The organism is Caldicellulosiruptor sp. F32 (assembly GCF_000404025.1).
Taxonomy (GTDB): Bacteria; Bacillota; Thermoanaerobacteria; order Caldicellulosiruptorales; family Caldicellulosiruptoraceae; genus Caldicellulosiruptor; species Caldicellulosiruptor saccharolyticus.
This window is the reverse complement of record NZ_APGP01000055.1, coordinates 1-18,225: the sequence shown is the minus strand read 5'-3', so window position 1 is coordinate 18,225 and position 18,225 is coordinate 1. Positions and strand designations below refer to the sequence as shown.

Sequence of the window (18,225 nt, the reverse complement as noted above, 5' to 3'; positions counted from 1 at the left end):
TGAAGTCAAAAACTTTTAAAGATTACTGAACAAGTTGACTTATGGCTTTTTCTTTCTAAACGCAGAAACCATATATTTTAACTGTTTGCAGGTTTGGCTTTTTAAACTCAAGAAAATTAGAGAAATTTTAAGCTATATGAGAAAATATGCCTTCATTTAAAAATTTAACTATAAATAGGCAAAAAACGGCATTGACAGAGTGAAAATATATAAGATAAAATTTGCATAGAAGTTTCAAGAAAAAATTTACAGAAAAAATGGTTTGAAAGTAAAATACTCTAAATAAAGAAAGTAGAGAAGCTGAGATACTAAAATATTAAGTGGATGAAAAAGTGTGGAGAAAATACTATTGTTTATCTGTAATAGTTCTACATTTATATTACTAATGGATATTAGTTTATTTTTGAACTATACTTGTCGTAAATATTATACTTACTGGATCCACAATAGTTTCAATTATATTAGCTTTAACATCTATTCTTACAGCTGGGGTTAGTGCTGTTATCTTGGCAGGTGGCTGGACAGCTTTTATCACAAAATTAAATTTTTTAATTAAAGATTTTTTAAGAGCTCGAAATTGATAAGAGGGGGTTAAAGTGGCAAGGTTTTTGAAAATATATTTTTTGCTTGTCCAAGAAGAATTATCGAAAAAATATAAAAGAATTGCTAAAATTTTCAATTTAAAAAGATGGGAGATTATTTATATTCTGTTAAAAATATTAAGCCTTGTCTTTTTCTATTACGTAGTAAGTATGATGTTAAAGATTTCGAATAATTATAACAAAAATATGGAATGTTTAATCTTTTTATTAGTTTATTTATTGATAAGCTTAAATTTGTTTTATAACGTTAGCCTAAGTAGGTTACAACAGAAATCAGAATTTGAGTTATTATGCATATATTTACCAAACAAGGAAATAGCATTTAAGATGTTTTTTCTGTATCCCTACTTTTCGAGACAAATTGAAATTGTTTTAATGAAGTTTCTCATAATAATTTTAACATTATTACATAATATGACTTGGCTTTTAGTGTTTTATGTATTTATTGAAGTACTTTTTTTGTTAATTTACTGTTTAAAATATATTTTAAACAGTAATACTACATATAGAATTTATTTTTCATTTCTTTTTTCGAGAAGTTGCGCAACGTTAATTGTATTTTTTATGGCTAAATTTGGAATTCAATTTATCTATGATTTACGTGCAATTATAAATAAGTATAAAGCTTTAAAAGTGCCTTTAGAAAAAATGTTAATTAACCTTGATAATATTATGAATAATCATTTTAACAAAAAGTATTATTACTATGTTCATAAAGTAGAAGATTTGTCTAATATAGTTAATAATATGTTGAAAAATTATAAGACATACATAGTAGCTGTAATAATAGAAATTATTATTTGCTTTATAATATTTTATATATTAAGAAAGAACTTTGGCAAATCTAAAAGACTTTTCCATTATAAAGAAGGAAGAAGCATTAATGGTATAGTGAAAAGCATATTTTGTTACTTATTTTGTAGATATGCTAAACCAAAAATAAATAACAATTCATTAAAAGCTGGATTTTATAAGGATATATGCTTGTTTATAAATTATCTCAAAAATTTAGAGCCAAATAAAATTATAGAATGTCTTTTCCCATCCGAATTATTCTTTGCAACAGGTGTGAGTATAGCAGTAGTTGGAACAATTCAGAGTTTTTATGTTTCCATAATTATTCATTTTATATGTATTTATCTTATTATGTATGGATATATTGGAACATGCAATTTCATTATTGAAGACTTATTTAAATTTAATTATGACAAAAAAGTAAGTTTAGCAATATACTGTAGCGAAGATTTTAGATTTTGGGATGGTCTAATGATACCGAAAATTAAAGTTCTAATTGTTTTTTCTGCTTTACCGATACTGATTAGTTCGTTATTAATAACACTAATATTTTTGTATAGTTTGAAATTAAAGGCAGTTTTTCTTTTGTTCAATATTTTAATAATTTTGTTTGCAATGAAGCATGCGATAGTTCAATTAATAAAACCTTATTACTTATATTTCACAAAAAACATACAACATTTACTCATATATAGTGAGACAGAAAATAATGGGTTTATTATGACTACGCTTAAAGCTCCAATTACAATTGTAAGATACTATTTATTATTTATACCAAATTGCTTATTGATGGTTAACTCAATATTTTCTTTACTTAAAGGTGTTGAATGGTTGTATTGTTATATAGCTGTTTGTTTTTGTTATGTTTCAAGTCTATGTATAGGGGTTGGGAAGGTTGATAATTATGCAAAAAAAAGAAAAATTAAGGATAGTTATAATAAAGACTATTAAAGAGATTAAACCCTTATTTTTAATTGCACTTATGTTTTATGGACTTTCTTTAAGTGTAGGGATTCTTATAGGCTATAATAAAGATATTAAAATAAATTTAACTAAATTGACGTTTTTAGATATATTTAAAAATAATATATTAACTTGCTCAAAGGCTTTACTTTTTGGTATTATATCATTTGGGATAGGGACAACGTTTTACGTTATATATAATGGAATTACTTTGGGCTATATTCTTGCAAGTGTTTATAATAGTTATGGGTGGCTACCAATTATTAGATACATATTGCCACATGCTATATTTGAGATTACCGGGTTTTTACTTTTTTCGTCGTTAGGTTATTATCCTTTGAAAGTTGTTTATGTAATTTCAAAAAATTCAATGAATCAACAAAGACACTCATACATATATTTAAGAGGAGTTCTTTTTTTAATTTTTTTGGCAACTGTTCTTGTAGCTTGTGCCGCAATTATCGAATCTCTTGTATCTTATTACGCATAAAAAATTATTAACTTACACGTTATTGAGGTGAAATAAAATGGCTTATCTACAAATAGAAAATCTCAGATATAGCTATGATGGGAAGAAGTATATAATAAGAGATTTAAATTTGTCTATAAATAAGAATGAGGTAATAAAAATTATAGGACCGAATGGAAGTGGGAAGACTACATTTCTTAAAATTTTAATGGGAATAATTGATGATGAAAATCTGGTTTACGCAGCCTATTTGAATGGTAAACAAGTAAAATTTTCTGATATAAAATTTAAATTTTCGTATGTTCCTGACAGAATATATTTACTTGAAAATCTTTCTGGCTTTAAAAATATAAAGTTTTTTTCATATATTTTTAATGAAAACGAGTACACTAATAAAGTGTATGAATTTTGCAATTTATTAAATATAGATATGTATCTAAAACAACCTATTTTAGAATATTCAGCAGGAATGAAACAAAAATTGTTTATAGCTATGATGCTGGCTAAAAATGCCGAGTTGTATCTCATGGATGAACCATTTAATAGTTTAGATAAAGAAAGTAAAGTAGCTTTGGCAAATATTATTTTTGAAATGAAAAAACAGGATAAATCATTTTTAATTGTTTCGCATTCAGATAATGATAAGTTAATGTATGATAAAATTATTGACTTTGGTTTTTTACAAAAGGCTAATTAATTGTGTCAGGGAGGGTTTAAAATGAGTAACAAAAAAATATGGTTATATATTATTGGGGTTATCTTAATTATATTGAGTGCTGTTATTGCAAAGGTATTTTTTAATGTTAAAAGTATTAAAGCTGCAATAATAATTTTTATTTTATTATTTGTTTGGCATGGGTGGTTTCAAGCAGAATTATTAAAAATAGGAAGAAAAACAAAAAAAATAATAGAAACAGCAATTTGTGATCATAATATTTTTTGTAATAAATTTTGTTTTAGCTTTTTGATCACATTAATGGTTATCAAAAGCAAAAAGAGTGAGTAAAATTGCAATTGTAATACCAATATTTTTAGTATGTATAATATTGACATCACTTTTTATGCAAAGTGTTGGTATATATGGGCTAAATGGATTGGTGACAATTATGGTGCTTTTGTTTAAAAGGTTTAGCATAATTTGACTTCCTAAGCGCAATTTTAATTAAATCCTTGTGATTTGTAGAACAAGAAATAAAATATTTTAACAAAATTAAAGGTTCATAAAATATTGTTGTTTTAAACTGAAAAATGAATTATAATATAAAAGGTGGTTGATATTCTAATAATCATAAGAAATAGAAGTAACTGTGCAAATTTTGATTAAATTAAAAAGGAGGAGTTTAAGGTATGGAATACTTGAAGCCATCAAATCTTCTGAATCTTGTTATTTCACCAATAAAAGTATTTCAGAAAGTCAAAGAAAAGCCAGACTTTTTGATTTTAATATTTTTTATACCGATAGTAGCAGCACTTACTACGTTGTTTTTGCCCAAAATCTCAGATGAAGCTATGTTAGAGTATGTAAAAAAAATCACTGAAGATCCGCAAATGCAAGAAGCTACTTTAAAAACCCTAAAATTTACAAAATCACCTATCTATTTAGCAGGAACAACATTTTTACATACCATTATTTCATTTTTTATTGCTTCTTTTGTCTTGCTCATAATTGTAAGGCTTGCAGGTGGTGAGATTGATTACAAAAAAGCACTTACAATTGTGGCAGTTGCAAATCTTGTAATGATTCCATATTACATCTTCTATGTGATATATGCCAGGGTCGTAAATTTGAACATTTTGGATATTCAAATGAATTTTAAGTATTTTATAAGAACATACCTGCATGTGTTTGCTATATGGCGATATGTACTAATTGGGATTGGGGTGTTTGCTGCCTGTGAACTTAACAAAGCAAAAAGTATTATTGTTAGTATTGTCTATAGTGCAGTCACACTCATAATGCCGATTGTTTCAATGTTTACACAAAACTTTATGAAGTTTGGTGGCAGATAAAAAAGGAGAGTATTCTCACATGCAAAACACTGCAAAAGGTCTAAAAAACTGGCAAAAAGCTGTAATTATTGTGTTACTTATATTAGTGGGATTTATTTTAACAGTTGTTTTAACTATGCCATCTGGGAGCAAAAAGGATGCTTCATCTAAGCCAAGGACTGCAAAGGTAGAAAAGATTTCTTTAAAGCAAACACTTTTGGTATCTGGCATTGTGCAAAGCAGCAGCACAAGGAATGTTTTATCAAAAGTAAATGGTACTTTAGAAAAGATTTTTGTCAAAAACGGGCAGTATGTCAAAAAAGGAGATTTAATCGCTAAGATAGATGACAGCCAGGCAGTTTTTAAGATAGAGGCTTTGAAAAGACAGCTTCTTGATCTTGAACTTCAAAGAGAAAATTTTCGAAGAGAGCTTCAAAACTTTACTTTAAAATCTCCCCAGGACGGGTTTGTGCAAAATCTTACAACAAGTGAAGGTATGCTTGTCAGTCAAGGAATGCAGATAATGACTATTGTTGATGACTCGAGGATGAAGCTAAATGTCCAGTTTCCTGCCTGGTGCTATGGAAAGGTAAAAAGAGGACAGAAGGCAGAGGTTGTGGTATCTGATCTTATGGACAAGGTCGATGGTGTTATTGAAGGCTTGGGAAGCAGGATTTACAAAAACCAGGATGGTGCGATGGTGTTTGATGCGAAGGTGGTAGTTTCAAACAAAAATGGTAGCTTGACTGAGGGTATGAGGGCAAGTGTAAGTTTAAAACTTTTAAACGGTGAAAAAGTAATGTCACTTAGCGAAGGCATTTTAGAGGTACTTTCAAAAAAGAGCATTGTAAGCCCTGTTTCTGGCAGAATAGAGAAAGTTTTTGTTGAAAATGGGCAGATGATAAAAACAGGTAGCTTGCTTTTGAAGTTTTCAACCGACGAGGTTGAGATGCAAATAAAACAGCTTGATTTGAAGATAGAGGATATAAAATCCCAAATAAAAGCAGCCGAAGATGATTTGAAAAACTATGAGGTTTTAGCTCCAATTGACGGCAAAATAGCTGATTTGAATCTCCAGGATGGTGATGTGGTGACTGTTGGGCAGATGATATGTTCTGTATATGACCCGAAACACCTTGCGATAAGTGCTCAGGTGGAAGAACTTGACATTTTGAAGATAAAGCCAGGGCAGAAGGTTAACATAAAGCTTGATGCAGTAGGAAGTACAAGAAATAGGCCTTTAGAAGGGTATGTTGCAGAGATTTCTGAAAAGGCACAATCGGATAGCAATGGCAGCGTCTCAAAGTTTGTTGTTAAGATAGAATTTGAAAATAACAGTAATATAAAGATTGGGATGCACGCAGAAGCAGAGATTATCTTAAAGTCCAAAGAAGATGCGCTTGTTGTACCAGTTGAAGCAGTTCACAAAGAAGATGGAAAATATTATGTGTATGTTTACACACAACAAAAGGCTAAAACTTCTGAGAAAAACAAAGAACAAAAAACCAGCCAGAAAAGAGACGAATACGGACTTGACAACTCTTACTATAAAGATGCAGAAAAAAGGCCGGTCAAACTTGGCATGACAACAGATAAATATGTTGAAATCTTGGAAGGACTTATCGAGGGCGAAGAAGTAGTGCTACCAAAATTTGATAGTGAAAAACAGGGTCAAAGTCTTTTCTACTAAAAAGGGGAAGATGTTGTACGATGGAGAAGTTTTTGCTTTCTTGCAAGATGGCAATCCAGAGCATTTTTCTCAACAGGCTAAGGTCATTTCTAACGCTTCTTGGTGTTGTCATAGGAGTTGGAGCGGTGGTTGCAGCTGTGGGGCTTGCTGAGGGCACCACAGCTGGTATTACAAAAGAGATAGAAAAGCTTGGTACAAACCTTGTGTATGTTTTTATAAATCCAGCTTCAAAGAGCGAAGATATTTCGGTTGATCAATTTTTAGAGTTTGCAAGGAAAAATAACGATGTTATCATGGGTGTGAGTCCATTTGTCCAATATCCTGCTCAGGCAATTTTCAGAGGTAAAAAAGAGGAGTGCCAGATTATTGGTGCAACAGCCGAGTACATGATGATACAAAACCTTGCACTTTCAAAAGGAAGGTTTATAAGTCCTGTAGACAGTGATTTTAGGCAAAAAGTGTCAGTGATAGGTTCGAGGATACAGAAAAAGCTATTTAATAGCCAAAATCCAGTGGGGCAAGAGATAAACGTAAATGGTCAGGTTTTCAAGGTGGTTGGAGTTTTAAAAGAAAAACAGGGCGGAAGGGACAACACGGTTGACGACAGTATCATAGTGCCCTTGTTTGCCTTAAATAGCCTCTCCACAGACGACTATGCGCTTGTGAAAAATTTTTTGGTACGTACAGTTTCTGCTGATAAGAACAATGAGGTCAAAAAAAGGATAAAAGCATATTTGAGCAATGTTATAAAAAAAGAAGAAAACTATTCAGTCTATGATATGTCTGAACTTATGTCGACTCTCAATCAAATAACATATCTTCTGATGATAATACTTGGCGGCATTGCTACAATCTCTCTTGTGGTTGGTGGCATTGGAATTATGAACATAATGCTTGTGTCTGTTACAGAAAGAACAAGAGAGATTGGGATTCGAAAAGCAATTGGAGCAAAGAGAAGCGATATTAGAGTACAGTTTCTCATAGAATCGATGGTTATAACAGGTGTTGGTGGTATAATTGGTATATTACTTGGGTTTTTTGTAATTGCGGTGGGGATTTCAAGGATTCCTGGAGTTGAGCCTGTGTATTCGCTAAAGTGGGCTTTTGTGGCTTTTGGAATTTCGGTTTTAATAGGAGTTATTTTTGGAATGCTTCCGGCAGAGAAGGCAGCGCGCTTAAATCCTATAGAGGCGCTAAGATACGAATAAAAAATAATGGGCAAGGCAGCAAACCCTTTAGACTTTAGCACAAAAGAAGCCTTAACTATCCAAATAAACGGATAGTAGCTCAGGCTTTGCCGCCTTGCCTCTTTATTTTTACATATTCTCCTCTTGGGTCTGCAAAATAAGCTCCTGTATATAATTTTCAAGATGCTTGGGAAGCCCAAGTATTTTTACATCCATAAACCCTTGGGTTATAAGAGATATTGCCTCGTCTTTTGAAAGCCCTCTTGCCATCAGGTATTCTACCTCTTCTTCGGCAATCGGACCTATTGCAGCCTCATGTGAAAGATGGCTCTGTGGCGCACCGTCTGACAATAGCTCTGGCACAGCATACATCACACCTTCTTCAGAGAACAAAATTCCACGACAGTCTAAGTGCGCACGAGATTGGTTATGCTTTGCTTCTAACACTCCACGAGAGTAAATCTTTGCCCTGTCTTTTACAATAGCCCTTGATATTGCCTGGCCACTTGAATTTTCACCTTCTAAGATGATATGAGAGCCCATGTCAATCTCAGAATCTTTTAACCCATACAAAAGTGAGTTGAAAGATGCAACTGAGTTTTTACCTTTCAAGATTGCAATGGGGAACGACTGTATGGATTTCACAGGTTTTAAAAGTACATAGTTTGACACAAACACAGCATCATCCTCAACAACCGTCACACCGCGGGGTCTTACATAAAAATCTTCTGCCCAGTTGTGGATCATTGTAAATGTGAGCTTGCTTCCTTTTTCAAGGTAGAACTCAGAAATACCAATGTGAAGACCTTCTTTTACTTTTGGTGCTGTTGCACACCCGTTGATTATCTGAACCTCTGCTCCTTCTTCAACAATTACTATATTGTGTACATTTTGAATTCTCGCATTTTCTTGCAATAAAAGACATGCCTGAACAGGCTTTTCCACCTTTTGGCCTTTGAAAACTCTAATAAAGTATCCATGTGCAGGGTGCATAGCAGAAAATGCTGTGTATTTGTCCCTGTCAGGTTTTACTGTCTTCCAAAAATACTTTTCTCGAACTTCTGGGTATTTTTCAAGTGCCTCATTTATATCCAGAATTTCAAGCTGGCCACTGTAGCTCTGTGCAAGTCTTTTGTAGACAACAGAGTGGTCAACCTGGAGAAAACTTCCCACGCGCCCTTCTTCTTTGACCTCAATTCCGGCATTTAAGATTGTCTTTTGTATTTCTTCAGGAAGTTTTGAAAGCTCATCTATCTCTTCCTTTTCATCAGCCTCTTCAAACTGACTCAAGTCTATATCAGTGCCAAATGCAGCTTTTTTATTCTCTGCACTTTTTGCTAAAGCCAAAATATTTTCATCTATATAATGTCTTGCAGGCATCCTTCGCACCTCCCAAAACCGTTTTGCCTAATCTCTTCAAACAAATCTTTTGCTGGACCAGAGCACACAAGCTTTCCATCAATCAGAATATGACCTTTGTCTGCGTTTACATACTCCAAAATGTAGCCTGTGTGTGTAACAATCAAGCCAGAGGTCTGTCTTTTTCTCACCTTTTCGCCTTTTAGAAGTTTTTTGATCATATTTCCTAAAAGAGTGATATTGTCAAGGTCAACACCAGATTCTGGCTCATCAAGAAGCACCAAGTTTGGTCGCTGGCAGATTAGCTGCAGTAGCTCAGACCTTTTAATTTCTCCACCAGAAAAACCCAAGTTTACTTCTCTTGATAAATGTTCTTCTAAATTTAAAATCCTTGCATACTCATCCACATCTACGTCAGTGTTTCTCAAAGACTTTATTATCTCAGAAAGTTTTTTTAGCTCAACTCCTCTTATAGCAGGTGGTTTTTGAAACATCATTCCAATTCCAAGCTTTGCCCTCTCATGTGTTGGCATGTATGTGATGTCAATACCATTGAAGATAATCTTGCCAGATAGGATTTTATATTTAGGAAGCCCCATTATACTCATCATCAGAGTTGTTTTTCCACTTCCGTTCGGACCAAACAGAATGTGAGTCTCACCATCCGGGATTGTGAGAGAAATGCCTTTTAAAATCTCTTTCGACCCAACCTCAACATGAAGGTCGACAATCTCAAGCATCTTTTGTCATCTCCTTGCCTATTAATTTATGTTTTAGCCCTTATACTCTCTAATTATACCACCAAAATTGCATTTGCTAACAACAATAACTGGAATATTTGAAAACAAGGAACATAAAAATTTTTAGTAATATTATTAAAATGATGAAATTTTCAAAAGAAAAATGTGGTAAAATAATATTAAACATAAAGTTAGAAAAAAGGTGGAGTACAAATATGAAGTTATTGCTGGCAATTGTTTCAGATACCGACAGAAACAAAGTCAACCTCGCGCTTATAGAAAACGGTGTTCCGGCCACAATTATCTACTCAACAGGCGGTTTTTTAAATAGAGGGACTGTTACATTCATGATTGGTGCTGAGGATGAGAAGGTGGATGAGATAATCGAACTGATAAAACAAAATGTATCATCAAGGAAGGAGGTTTGCAAAAGCACGCTACCACCAGCGCTGCAAACTTTGTTTTTTGTCAGTAAGCAAAAGATAGAACAGGGCGGTGCTGTAATATTTGTGCTGGATGTTGAGAACTTTATAAAAGTTTGAAAAGTACTTTTAAAATATACCCTATGTGGGTATAATAATATAGGGGTGAAGTTGAAGATGATTTATGAGTGTGCGGTAATTGGTGGAGGACCTGCCGGTCTTTCTGCTGCTATTAATCTTGCTCAGACAAACAGAAGTGTAATTGTTTTTGCAACAAAGGAAGAAGACTCTGCCATATACAAAGCTCCTGAGATAAATAACTATCTTGGTTTTTTTGGCGTCTCTGGAAAGGAGCTTTTAAGAAGCTTTTATGATCATGCTAAAAAGTACAATATTGAGATTGTGAATAAAAAGGTTATTAATTTCTACAAGTCAGGAAATATCTTCACAATTAATGCCAGCAATGAATTTTATGAGGCTTATTCTGTTATTTTGGCAATAGGGACGCCAAAGAAAACTCTTCTTGAGAATGAAGCTGAGTTTGTTGGAAGGGGAATTAGTTACTGTGCAGTTTGTGATGGAATGCTTTACAAAGGAAGAGTGATAGCAGTTGTGGGTGAAAGTGTTGAGGCCGAAGAAGAGGCAGAGTATTTGTCTGAGCTTGCAAAAAAGCTCTATTACATTCCGCTTTATAAGAAAAATGAATTTCATTTTAAAGACAATGTTGAAGTAATTTTGTCAAGACCAAAGAGTGTGTCCGGCCAGGAATTTGTAAATGCGATAGAGCTTGAGGATAAAATCTTAAGCGTTGACGGGATATTTATAATCAGAAAGACAATGCCAGCAGACCAACTAATCTATGGTTTGGAGTTTACAGAGGAGGGGCATATAAAAGTGGACAAAAATATGCAAACCTCAATTGAAGGGCTTTTTGCAGCAGGAGATTGTACAGGACGGCCCTATCAAGTTGCAAAGGCAGTGGGAGAAGGGCTTGTTGCAGGGCTTTCTGCTTCAAGCTATGTAAAGAGGATAAAGGAAGCTCTCACGAAAAAGGACTGATTCGGCCAAAAAAGCCGATGAGGTCCTTTTTTAAATTTAAAAAATGGGAGCTTATTCCCAGTACATAAGGTTTAAAAACATATTTGCAAGCTTTGCCTGATCTTCAAGTACATTTTGAGGGGTTTTGCCGCAGTAATCTGGTTCAATTTGACGAGATTCTAAGGTCCACAAAAAAGCTTTGAATTTTGGGTATCTATGGATATTTTCTTTCATATAGCAAAGAAGGTCGCAAAGGTTTTGATAAGTTTCAGAGTTTTTACTTTTCTCTTTATAAAATTTTTGAGGGTCTACAATTAATTCAAACACCTTCGCAATTTTATACCTATATTCATCCTTTGCGCCTTTGGCTTCAAAATTCTTGATATAATTATAATAGCTTTCGCAGAATATCCTATACATCATATTTCACCCTAAAAATTTCAAGTTTTTCTAAAAACCTCTTCTTTTTTGTTTCAAAAAAGTCTTTTCTGCTTAAGATTTCCTCAATTAAAAGATTAAAAAGAGCTTCTCTTTCATGCATTTTGAAAATTAAAGAAAGTTTAAAGTTTTCTATATTTTAAATTATACCGCACAAAAAATAAAAAAACAAAAGGGCAACCTTGAAAAGTTTTACTCAAGATTGCCCCTGTTTTAAAATTCACAGGAACTCCCGCAGCATCCACTTGTACAAGAATAGCCACTATCAGAAGACTTCGAGGATGAGATTATATTCACACTTTTGAAAACTGCCTCAAGCTCATGACTGTGACAATTTGGACATTCGATCTCTTTGTTTTCCCTTTCTTTTATAGATGCTCTGACATTAAACTCTTCGCCACATTCTTTGCATCTCAAATCATAAAATGGCATACCATATACCCCCTTATTATCAATGTGCATTTCTATTAGATATTATAGGCAAAACTTAAAGATTAGTCAATATACCTAATAGAGGTATATCTCAATAATTCATGAAAATAAATTTGAGAATACTGTTTTATGATGGTATGATTTGAGGTGTGGAGAGCTGTAAACAAGCCCTTTTTATTATACAACTAAACTATACTATTCATATAGAAATACTTGACATTTTCTTTATATTGCTTTACAATTGAAAATGAAAATCAATTTCAAAAAGAAAGGAGTTGTTATCATGTTCCAAGGATTTATAATTGCTTTCAGGGAAGTATTTGAAATAATTCTTGTAATTGCTGTGATGGTAGGTGTTATTCAAAAGCTGAATCAAAGGAATTTGCTCAAAAGTTTAAACATTGGTCTTGTATTAGGGATTGTTTTGAGTATATTGCTTGGTGTTGTTGTGTTCGTGTTTTATGAAAGGTTAAAAGAATCGTTTGAAGGAGTTGAAATAGCCTTAAAGACACTGTTGCTAATTTTAATTACCTGGTTTTTGGTTTTGGCAATTAACTTTCAAGAAAGAGATTTTAAACAAGAAGCTTACCAGAAGGTTATTAATTTCCAGAAATATTCGGTTGGGATTTTTCTACTCTCTTTTGCCAACGTCTTCCGAGAAGGTGCAGAGATGGTTATATTCTCATTAGCTTCATTTGCCAAGGACAAATCTTTTGGGTTATTTTATGGGATTCTTTTTGGAATACTTGCAGCAATAGTAGCAGGTTATTTGTTATTTAGGTTTTCAAGAAGAATAAATATAAAGGTCTTTTTCATAGCTACAACGCTAATTTTAGTGGCTATTTCATCTGAAATTTTAAAAGATTTGGCAAAAGAACTCCTTAAAGAGGTTTTAAAAACTGCAAACAATACAATTCCAAATGCTTTGAGCATAGTATATCTTATTACATTTTTGGTCTTGCTAATAAGAGCAAATGTAAAAGCAGACAAAAAAGCAAATACTTAAATCTCTGTAATATTTCCCCCTGGAGCAAAATATATTTTTAATGACAAGTCCATTAAAAATTTTTAGGGGGAAAGCTGTTTTGATGGATGTTGATATCTATAAAGAGATAGCAAAACGGACAAATGGCGATATTTACATTGGTGTTGTTGGACCAGTTAGAACTGGAAAATCTACTTTTATCAAGAGGTTTATGGACCTTTTTGTCATTCCAAATATTGAAGATGAATACAAAAAGGAAAGGGCAAAAGATGAGCTTCCACAGAGCGCTCAAGGAAGAACTATTATGACAACCGAGCCCAAGTTTGTTCCAAATGAAGCTGTTGAAATACTGTTGGATGACAATGCCAAAATGAAAGTTCGGCTTGTTGACTGTGTAGGATATTTGGTTGAAGGTGCAATGGGGCATTTGGAAGAAAACCATCCAAGGATGGTCACAACACCTTGGTTTGAAAAGCCAATCCCGTTTGAAGAGGCAGCAGAGATTGGCACTAAAAAGGTTATCCAGGACCACTCAACAATTGGAATTGTCATTACTACAGATGGCACTATTACTGAAATACCGAGGGAAAGTTACATAAAGGCAGAAGAAAGGGTAATAGAAGAGCTAAAATCCCTTCAGAAACCTTTTGTGATCGTGCTGAATACCGCAAAACCGTATTCACCAGACACCCAAGAGCTCAAAAAAGAACTTGAAGAGAAGTACAAAATGCCAGTTTTGGTTGTAAACTGTCTTCAGATGCAGATTGAGGATGTAAAAAGGATTTTAGAAAGCATTTTATTTGAATTTCCAATTATTGAAGTGAAAATAAACTTTCCTAAGTGGTTTGATGAGCTTTCTGAAGAATCGTGGCTTAAAAGAGAGGTCTATGATAAGCTAAAAGAGTATGCAAGTAAGGTGGATAGAATAAGGCATATAAAAGATCAGCTTGAAGTTTTAAAACAGCTTGAGAGTATAGGCAGATGCGAAATTGTATCAATCAACTTAGGCGATGGCAAAAGCGAAGTCTGTGTTTATTTCAAAGAAGGTCTGCTTTTCAAAATCATTGAAGAGTCAACCGGTTTTGAGATAAAAGGAGATCACCATTTAGTAAAGCTTCTAAGTGACCTTTCTAAGATAAAACAGGAATATGATAAACTTAAAGAAGCTTTGAATGAAGCAAAGGAAAAAGGCTATGGGATAGTTGCTCCATCGCTTGATGAGCTAAGTTTAGAGACTCCAGAAATAGTCAAAAGAGGCAATAGCTTTGGTGTACGATTAAAGGCGTCAGCTCCGTCTCTTCACATTATAAGAGTTGAGGTTGAGACAGAAGTATCACCAATTGTTGGCACAGAAAAACAGAGCGAAGAGCTTGTAAACTTTTTGATGAGGGAGTTTGAAGATGACCCAAAAAAGATTTGGGAATCGAATATATTTGGAAAATCTCTACATGAGCTTGTAAAAGAGGGCTTACAAAACAAGCTATACAGAATGCCAGAGGATGCTCAAGCAAAGTTGAAAGAAACATTGCAAAAAATTATAAATGAAGGAAGTGGCGGGCTTATTTGTATTATACTATAACAAAAAGGTCCAACTGCGAAGGAGCTGGACCTTTTTGTTTTGGCAAGTTTTTGTATTGTTGATTACCCCAATGTGAGATAAAAGATTAATAGTGGAGGTTTTATAATATGAATACATTTTGCTTGCTATTATAAGACTCTTGAAAATTTCTTAAAAAGCAACAAGGCGCTTTCTAAAAATTCCTGTGTTTCAAAATGCACTATTATTTTTTATTATTTGATAGAGGTTGTTGAATAAAAGAAATAACCATATAGAGTAAACATAGTAACAAAAGAAAAAAGCACCCTCATTTTATTAATTGTTTTGTTCAACAAGTTTTTATGTCCTTTAAATCAAATAGAGATTTAAAGAAACAAAGAGTATTTTAAAGTTATAGTGAGCCAATTAGAAAAATTAACAGTTAGAAGAAAAATATAACTGTTGACACATGTAACATGCTTAAGTAAAATATTAATAAAATAGACTATACATAAAATGGTTATACAAACGAATTTATAAACAAGATAATATTATAAATAAAAAAGATAAATAAATCAAATACATTTATCAAATTCAGATAAAACTAAAAAGATGTTGTTATATAAATAATAAGAATTTTTCATAATTGAATATCAAAAAGGTATAACAATTTATTTAGTGTAAGCTTATAGAAAAGGTAAATGAAAAGTTTTAATTTTCAATCTATGGAGAAACAAAATTGTAGAAAGTATGGGCAAAAACTCCTTTTTTGCGGCCGCCAAGGAGTTTATTGCAAGATACAATATTGAGAAAAGGAGGTATACAAAAATCTTTTATTCAAAAAAAGAAAAAATTTTTATTAGTGTCATTATTACTTTGATTTTTATGTTCTGCATCTCAATTTCAGTGAAAGCTTTCAGTGAAAATTGGGCACATACTGCTTCTACGCATGTGACTTATAGTAGTTATTGTTATTTTGGAAGCAAGACAAGCACTATAGGTTGTTCAGTTAACGAAGCAAGTGATGGGTCAACAAGGTATGTAAATATTGACTTTTATAAAGTAATAAAATATTGGCCAGATCAGAATGTTTTTTCAGTAACAAAAACTGCTGGTTTTACTCACCAATTAAATGATTTGTCAACAACAAATGCATATTATTTTAGGATTGAAGATTGGGATTATAACAAGCCTACATCTGGCAGGGTTTTTGCAAATTACTAAGTCATAAAAATGTAAAATAAAAAAAGGCTGTCTTCCTTTACACACTTTTAAATGGAAGACAGCCTTACAATATATAGTAAAATTTAACATATTATGGGTGGTGAAAAATAATTGAAAAGAATATCTGATTTTATGATGTTAAATTTAAAGCAAATTATTAGAAGTTGGTGGTTTGTTCTTTTGATTGGTTCTGGTATTATAATACCTCTTGCTTATTTTTTTATTCTCAATACTGGCAATGGCAGTGATATAGATTTACCTTTGTTTTTTAATTGTTGGTCTATTATTGTTTCATTTTATTTTTTTGTTCTGCTTATTTGTGTATATGCCTTTGGAAAAACACAAAAAGATTTTTTTTCTTCATTTCCATATTCTTTACATAAAACAGTGGGAGATATGTTGTTTTTTTTGATTTTGAGCTGTATTTTTTCGCTGTATTTTTTAATTTTTGGCATAATATATCTTGCAGTAAAAGGGGTTCTATCATATATTGCGGTAAAATTTGTTGTTGATGTTTATATTTACATTTTTATTTCATATACTGTTATGTCTTTGATTTATATTTTGTTAGCGTTAATTATAAGTGAACTTTTAGATGGTTTTTATTCATATGTGGTATTGATAATTGTGTATCTCTTAATGGGACCGTGGAACTCCTTCTTTTCTTCAAAAAACAATAAATTATTTTATATCCTGAATCCGGACAGAAACTATTATTTTAGTACTCCAATAACCTTTTCATATGGATTCATGTGGAATAAGTATTTTTTTTATCATTTGTTATCATTCCTTTTTTTAATATTTGGATTGTTTATTTTAAAAGTATATTTAATGCAGAAAAGATTATTTAATAGGCAGAAAATCTTTTATTCTCTGACTATTTCTTTTTTAAGCATTCTGCTTTTTGTTTTGATTGGAATAAAATCTTATTCAATGCTTAAAGATAGCATTTATGAAACTCAGGTATTCAGCGAAAAAACTACAAGTTTTAAAGTGTTGAAATATGAAATAGAAGCAGATATAAAAAATAGTATGAAAAGCAAAGTTTTGATTGAGTTAGAGAAAACAAACGACAAGGACAGTAAAGTGTATTTTGCACTGGATAAGGAATTTTCAGTTAGCAGGTTGTTAGTTGACCACCAAAATTATCCGTATCAAAGAAAAGACAATCTGATAATACTAAAAATTAACAAGAAAAACAAAAAAAGATTTGATCTATATTTAGAGTACAGTGGAAAACCAGAATATTTAAATCAGTTATACTCACCATATTTTTTGCTAAACAGAGAAGTTATACTATTCCCTGCAGAAGTTTATTGGTATCCAAAGCTGCTGTCTAACTCTAACGGCAGAGCTTACTTTACTATAACTTTAAATACAACATTTAAAAATATAGTAACTAATCTCAATGTTAATCAGAAGAGTAGCTCCAAATATACACTTAATGGCTTTTTAGATAATGTATTTTTATACAGTTGCAAATATTTTGTTAAAAAGCACACAAAAAATATCGATATAATTGCACCTGCAATATTATTAAACTTGAAAACAAGTGACTATTTATTGACAGACTCTATACAAGCGATAAGTTCAGCTTATAAGAATATGGGAAGAGATATTAAGCTGATATCAATAGGTCCATATTATGGAGTATCATCGAGACAAGAGTTAATACTAAAAGACAAAATTCTTTTGCGTAGTGAATAGTCTAAAAAACAAGGAGTGAAATTTATGAATTTACTTAGAGTTAATAATCTGTATTTTGGCTACAGAAAAGGGGAAGAGGTTTTAAAGAATATAAGCTTTGAAGTCACTGACGGAATTACGTGCATATTAGGACCTAATGGTTGTGGAAAAACTACACTTATGAAAATCTTAGCGACATTGCTAAAGTATGGTAAAGGACAAATAATATTTAATGACTTGGATTATGCTAATCCATCACAATTGATGGAAATTAGAAAATTAATAGGGTATTTGCCTCAGCGTTTTGAAGCGTATTCGCAACTGACAGCTAAGGAATTTTTATATTTGACCATTAACCTCAAATGCGATAAGAAGTTTTTAGATAAGACAAAAATGGAAACTATGATAAATGAGATTATTGAAGTTACAGGACTGGGCGATTATGCTTGTAAGAAGATAAAAACATATTCAGGTGGTATCAAGCAACGATTAGGGATTGCACAAGCTTTGATTGGTGAATCACGCTTAATCATTGTAGATGAACCTACAGCTTCGATAGATGTTCAACAAAGAAAAGCTTTTAAGGACTTAATAAATAGCATTAAGAAGGAGAGGTGTATACTTATATCCACACATCTATTAGAAGATGTTGAAGTTATTTGTGATAAC

Annotated in this window: 19 protein-coding genes; 15 read left to right on the top strand and 4 right to left on the bottom strand. The window is 32.2% G+C overall.

Features of this window, described 5'->3' with window-relative positions:
• Window positions 1-410: 410 nt before the first annotated feature.
• The 8 genes from H964_RS12905 to H964_RS05625 all read left to right on the top strand — a co-directional run bounded on the left by H964_RS12905 (window position 411) and on the right by H964_RS05625 (window position 7,716).
• Entirely contained in the window at window positions 411-581 is a 171-nt protein-coding gene (locus tag H964_RS12905) for an uberolysin/carnocyclin family circular bacteriocin (RefSeq protein WP_083931457.1), read from the top strand.
• Window positions 582-596: 15 nt separating this feature from the next.
• A complete protein-coding gene (locus tag H964_RS05655; protein ID WP_039765550.1) occupies window positions 597-2,348 on the top strand; it encodes a hypothetical protein in 1,752 nt (583 codons plus the stop codon).
• Complete coding sequence (locus tag H964_RS05650; protein ID WP_039765547.1) at window positions 2,302-2,850, top strand: stage II sporulation protein M; 549 nt, start codon at window positions 2,302-2,304, stop codon at window positions 2,848-2,850. The genes H964_RS05655 and H964_RS05650 overlap by 47 nt, the downstream gene beginning before the upstream one ends.
• 37 nt (window positions 2,851-2,887) lie before the next feature.
• Window positions 2,888-3,526 carry an ATP-binding cassette domain-containing protein gene (locus H964_RS05645; RefSeq protein ID WP_039765544.1) on the top strand — a complete coding sequence of 213 codons (639 nt, stop codon included), beginning with the start codon at window positions 2,888-2,890 and terminating at the stop codon, window positions 3,524-3,526.
• A gap of 21 nt (window positions 3,527-3,547) precedes the next feature.
• The gene (locus H964_RS12900) at window positions 3,548-3,835 is read left to right on the top strand and encodes a hypothetical protein (RefSeq protein ID WP_237738215.1); all 288 of its coding nucleotides are present in this window, start codon (window positions 3,548-3,550) and stop codon (window positions 3,833-3,835) included.
• Between the two features lie 341 nt (window positions 3,836-4,176).
• Window positions 4,177-4,839 carry a Yip1 family protein gene (locus tag H964_RS05635; protein ID WP_039765542.1) on the top strand — a complete coding sequence of 221 codons (663 nt, stop codon included), beginning with the start codon at window positions 4,177-4,179 and terminating at the stop codon, window positions 4,837-4,839.
• Window positions 4,840-4,858: 19 nt separating this feature from the next.
• Window positions 4,859-6,508: an efflux RND transporter periplasmic adaptor subunit gene (locus H964_RS05630; RefSeq protein ID WP_039765540.1), complete on the top strand. Its 1,650-nt coding sequence runs from the start codon at window positions 4,859-4,861 to the stop codon at window positions 6,506-6,508.
• A gap of 20 nt (window positions 6,509-6,528) precedes the next feature.
• Window positions 6,529-7,716 carry an ABC transporter permease gene (locus H964_RS05625; RefSeq protein ID WP_039765538.1) on the top strand — a complete coding sequence of 396 codons (1,188 nt, stop codon included), beginning with the start codon at window positions 6,529-6,531 and terminating at the stop codon, window positions 7,714-7,716.
• A gap of 108 nt (window positions 7,717-7,824) precedes the next feature.
• Here the strand turns inward: H964_RS05625 and H964_RS05620 are convergent, their stop codons facing one another.
• Both H964_RS05620 and H964_RS05615 read right to left on the bottom strand, forming a co-directional pair.
• Window positions 7,825-9,075: a SufB/SufD family protein gene (locus H964_RS05620; protein WP_039765535.1), complete on the bottom strand. Its 1,251-nt coding sequence runs from the start codon at window positions 9,073-9,075 to the stop codon at window positions 7,825-7,827.
• A complete protein-coding gene (locus H964_RS05615) occupies window positions 9,054-9,794 on the bottom strand; it encodes an ABC transporter ATP-binding protein (protein ID WP_039765532.1) in 741 nt (246 codons plus the stop codon). The genes H964_RS05620 and H964_RS05615 overlap by 22 nt, the downstream gene beginning before the upstream one ends.
• Window positions 9,795-10,009: 215 nt before the next feature.
• Here H964_RS05615 and H964_RS05610 point away from each other — a divergent pair, with 215 nt between their 5' ends.
• Window positions 10,010-10,336, top strand: coding sequence for a cyclic-di-AMP receptor (locus tag H964_RS05610; protein ID WP_039765529.1), 327 nt, complete (start codon window positions 10,010-10,012; stop codon window positions 10,334-10,336).
• Between the two features lie 57 nt (window positions 10,337-10,393).
• Window positions 10,394-11,275 (top strand): NAD(P)/FAD-dependent oxidoreductase, encoded by an 882-nt coding sequence (locus tag H964_RS05605; RefSeq protein WP_039765526.1) that lies wholly within the window; start codon window positions 10,394-10,396, stop codon window positions 11,273-11,275.
• Window positions 11,276-11,326: 51 nt separating this feature from the next.
• On the opposite strand, the gene H964_RS05600 is transcribed toward H964_RS05605, so the two are convergent.
• Window positions 11,327-11,674: a hypothetical protein gene (locus tag H964_RS05600; RefSeq protein ID WP_193353817.1), complete on the bottom strand. Its 348-nt coding sequence runs from the start codon at window positions 11,672-11,674 to the stop codon at window positions 11,327-11,329.
• A 231-nt stretch (window positions 11,675-11,905) separates the two neighbouring features.
• Window positions 11,906-12,124, bottom strand: coding sequence for an FmdB family zinc ribbon protein (locus tag H964_RS05595; RefSeq protein WP_039765519.1), 219 nt, complete (start codon window positions 12,122-12,124; stop codon window positions 11,906-11,908).
• A 283-nt stretch (window positions 12,125-12,407) separates the two neighbouring features.
• On the opposite strand from H964_RS05595, the gene H964_RS05590 reads away from it, so the two are divergent.
• From H964_RS05590 to H964_RS05570, 5 genes are all read left to right on the top strand, one after another.
• Complete coding sequence (locus tag H964_RS05590; protein ID WP_039765518.1) at window positions 12,408-13,130, top strand: FTR1 family protein; 723 nt, start codon at window positions 12,408-12,410, stop codon at window positions 13,128-13,130.
• Between the two features lie 82 nt (window positions 13,131-13,212).
• Entirely contained in the window at window positions 13,213-14,688 is a 1,476-nt protein-coding gene (gene spoIVA, locus H964_RS05585; RefSeq protein WP_039765516.1) for a stage IV sporulation protein A, read from the top strand.
• 864 nt (window positions 14,689-15,552) lie between these two features.
• Complete coding sequence (locus H964_RS05580; protein ID WP_156823665.1) at window positions 15,553-15,870, top strand: hypothetical protein; 318 nt, start codon at window positions 15,553-15,555, stop codon at window positions 15,868-15,870.
• A gap of 111 nt (window positions 15,871-15,981) precedes the next feature.
• Entirely contained in the window at window positions 15,982-17,577 is a 1,596-nt protein-coding gene (locus H964_RS05575) for a hypothetical protein (protein ID WP_039765511.1), read from the top strand.
• A gap of 24 nt (window positions 17,578-17,601) precedes the next feature.
• Window positions 17,602-18,225, top strand: a 624-nt coding sequence (locus tag H964_RS05570) for an ABC transporter ATP-binding protein (RefSeq protein ID WP_039765509.1), incomplete at its 3' end; no start/stop codon positions are given.